We start from the raw sequence: 3,846 nt of genomic DNA on the forward strand, positions 1-3,846 counted from the left end.
AGTGGCGTCGCTGCCCCCCACCGCCATGGTCGCCGCGGTCGAGGTGGAGACCGCCTTGCGCTCGTAGCTACCACTGGTGCCAAGGGTCCCCGTGATGGCACTGCCCTCGGGAGCGTTCGCCGAGCCGTAACCCACCGTGTCCACCACCGTCGTCCCATCCGCCTGGACGAGGCGCACATGGCCACCAGCCCCGCCCATGGCCAGGCTATAGCTCCCATCGGCGATCGTCGAACCGGAGTAGCCGGTGCCGCTGAGCGCCAGCAGGTAGTAGCCGCGGGCGGGGATCTTCGCGCCGATCGAGAAGGTGTAGGTCACCGAGTACGCAGCACCATTCGCCGCCTTGTACTGGAGCTTCCAGTTGGACAGGGACACCTCCGCATTGGTCGGGTTGTGGAGTTCGACGAACTCGTCATTGGCTCCAGTCGGCCCCGCCGGTGCGAGTTCGCTGATGACCAGATGGTTGGTCAGCACGGGAGGCGGCGGCGAGACAACTGTCACGGTGCCGTAGCTGCCGGCCGGCGGAGTCACGGCCCCGCTCTGGTCGCAGTACGTGTAGGGCGAGTAGGTGCCCGTGAACGGATCCAGCAACCGGTAGCGGAAGCCGTACTTGTACGTGCCCGCCGTGGGAATGCTCAGTGTCGCCTTCACCTCGTCGTTGTTGCTGAACGAGCTGGAGTAGCCGGCATTGGGGCTCGCCGACGTCCACGTCCAGCCCGCCGGGTTGGTGGCGTCCGTGCCGTAGCCCAGCTCGGCGGAGACGTGCGGGTAGAAGTCGTTGCCACCCGTGTTCTTGTCGGTGAGGCCCGGCTCGTAGAACTGGCTGTAGATGGCCCACGAGGAGCCAGGAACAACGGTGGCCGGGTAGTTGCCGTCCCCGGACGGGAACGTCTTCGGGTACTGGATGGCGCAGTAGTCCACGGGCGGAGCGAGCGTGATGCCGCACGTGGAGTTGGGGGCGTTGGGCGTCCCGAAGTCACCGCCCGCGAGCTGCTGCTCCGAGTCGCACCAGTACCAGCGCTGCGCGTTGGCCTTCGTGCCCACCACGGCCGACGACAGGTTCATCGACCGGCCCATCGTCTGCGGGAAGCCCGAGTCGTACGTGAAGACCTCCACCACGGTGGAGCCGTTGACGAGCTTGATCGTCCCCGCCCCCTCCAGGGGCATGGCGGAGTCGTAGGCGTAGTTGGCGGAGACACCACCGTTGGTGGCGAGCTCCTGGTTGTGCGCCAGGACGAAGGTGCCCTTGCGGTCCACCACCACCGGCACATCACCGGAGCCCACCGTGAAGGAGCCCGAGAGGGTACCGGAGCCGAGCGTGTACGACACCACGAGGCCGTTGAGGTTGAGCAGGTTGCCGGTGTTGTTCGTCAGCTCGATGTACTCGGTGGTGCTGCCCGAGGGCGAGTGCATCACCTCGGAGATGCTGAGCGTGCCGAACGTCGGCTTCGGCGCCGTGTCACAGGCCGCCTCGAAGCAGACGCCGTCCGGGCCGGGACATGCGGTGGTCTTCTGCGTCTCCTGGCAGGAGGTGGTGTCGTCCTCAGCCACCACGCAGGTCGACGTGGGGGTGACGAGCGAGACCCCATCCGCCGCGCACGTGGGCGCGGACGGCGTGCAGGTGACGCTAGCGCACGGGTCCACGTTGGTCGTCGCGCTCAGCGTGGACATCGCGCTCGCGTTGCCGGCGTCGTCCACCACCTTCAGGGCGAAGTAGTACGTCGTGCTGGCGGTCAACTCCTTGATGAGGGCCGACTCCACGCCGCCCAGCGGCTGGGGCCAGCCCACGACCACCGGGTTCGCCGAGGCGAACGTCGCCTCGGTGATGGGGCTCGTCGAGTAGCGCAGGTCGTAGCTGGCGGCGGCCGGGCCGAGCAGGCCGTCATCGGCCACGGCCGTCCAGCTCAGCTCCACCTGGGTGCTCGTCTGGCGCACCAGGGAGAGCGGCGCTGACTCGGGCGCGAGGTTGTCCTCGACGGCGAAGGTCTCACTGGAGGCGACGTCGAACATCCCGCCCATGGCCTCGAGCCGGAAACCCACGCCCTGCTGGTCCACGGTGAGGGTGGAGAAGGTGGCGAGACCGCCGCTGGGAAGGGCCGTCAGGGAGCCACCGAGCTCGGCATCGGGGTTGCCGTCCACCAGGCCCACGGTGATCTCCGGTTCCTCGACGGAGACGGTGTTGTCGTACAGGTCGGTGACGGCCACGGTCACCGACGTCATCGCCACGCGCACCTTGGGGCTCGAGGGCTGAGCGCGGAAGGCGAGCTTCCTGGCCGGGCCGGGGACGATGCGGACGGAGGCATCCTCGGACAGCAGGGTATCGACCACATCCCTCGCGGACACCGACTGGTCCTTGGCGGTCTTCAGCGTCACGGAGAAGGACTTGTGACCCTTGGCCCCGGCGAACGACGTGTCGGGGGGGAGGTCCGCCTGACCATCCGTGGACTCGAAGCGGACGGTGCCAGCGTAGCCGGTGGCCACGTTGCCGAAGGCGTCCCTGGCGGTCACCTCGAGGAGGAGCCCGGTGCCCGCGACGACCGGCTCCGTGGGCGCGGGTACGAACGCCAGGACCAACCGCGTGGCGGTGCTGTGGGAGACCCCCACCGTGTCGGAGCCACTCAGCGCCAGGGCCATGTCCGTCACGGTGAGTTGGGTGGAGACGGCCTTCTCCAGCGTGAAGGAGAACAGACGGCTGCCCTTGTCCTCCGGCGTGAAGGAGTAGTCGGCCGGCACCGTGGCGCCGGTGGCGTCCGCGGTGAAGCTCACGATCCCGGTGTAGTCCTCCACGGCGTTGCCGAGGCCATCGCGCATGGTGACGCGCGCGGAGAACGGGTTGCCAGCCACCGCGGACTCCGGGGCCTCCAGTACGAGGGCCACGGGAGCGCCCCACTTCACGGTGGTGCTGGCCGTGCCGGAGAGCCACGAGAGGGCCTTGTCCTCCACCTTGAGGGTCTGCTCGCCCAGGGTCACCACCGTCACGGTGAACTCCTTGCGGCCCAGGTCGGCGGTCGTGAAGGTGTACTCCGGCAACGGCCCGCCCTTGGGGTCGGAGAAGGTGAAGCGCACGGTGCCGGTGTAGCCGGTGTCACGCACGCCGAAGCCGTCGAGCACCTCGACCGCGACCGTGGCCGAGTCCCCCGCCTTCATCGTGGCCGGCAGCCCCGTCAGCATCAGCTTGCCCAGCAGCACCTCCACCTCCGCCGTGCCGTCCGTCAGCCCGGTGGCGGATGCCTTGAGGGTCTGCACACCCTCGGTGCGCAGGATGATGGGCTCGAAGGTGTACTGACCCTTGTCGGTGGCGGTGAAGGCATGGGCCTCCGGCAGCGAGGCGGCCAGGTCACCAGAGGAGAGCGTCACCGTACCGGTGTAGCCCTCCGCGACGTTGCCGTGGGCATCGAGCACCGTCACCGTCGCACGCGTCTTGGTGCCATAGGAGACCTTCGGGGCCTCGGCCGACAGCGTCAGGCTCGCGGCCGCGCCGTGCTGGATGTCGAAGGGGTTGCTCGTGGCCGAGGTGAGCGAGAAGGACGTGGCCTCCAGGGTGTAGCCCTGGCCGGCCTTGTCGATGCGCACATCGGAGAACGTGGCCACGCCCTTGTCGGCCGTCGCGTAGAAGGGGCCGAAGCCGGCAACCCCCTTCACCGTCAGCGTCACCAGGGAGGTGGCGTTGCTCGCCAGCAGCCCGTCGGCGTCCTGGATGGCCACGCGCAGGGGCACCTGCGTCGAGCCGGCCGTCCCATTCGTCGGCTGGTCCAGGAAGACGAGCTTGGAGGGGGTGGGGAACGGGGTGGAGACCGGGCGCGTGGTGCGCACGGCGTTGCCCGCGTTGTCCTTCACCTCCAGGGCCAC

At 68.8% G+C, this 3,846-nt stretch carries 1 protein-coding gene; it reads right to left on the minus strand.

The features are described from left to right. On the minus strand, positions 1 to 3,834 hold a 3,834-nt coding region (locus tag VF794_RS10675; RefSeq protein WP_331109364.1), incomplete at its 3' end, for a lamin tail domain-containing protein. Positions 3,835 to 3,846: the final 12 nt, after the last annotated feature.

The organism is Archangium sp. (assembly GCF_036389735.1).
Lineage (GTDB): Bacteria > Myxococcota > Myxococcia > Myxococcales > Myxococcaceae > Archangium.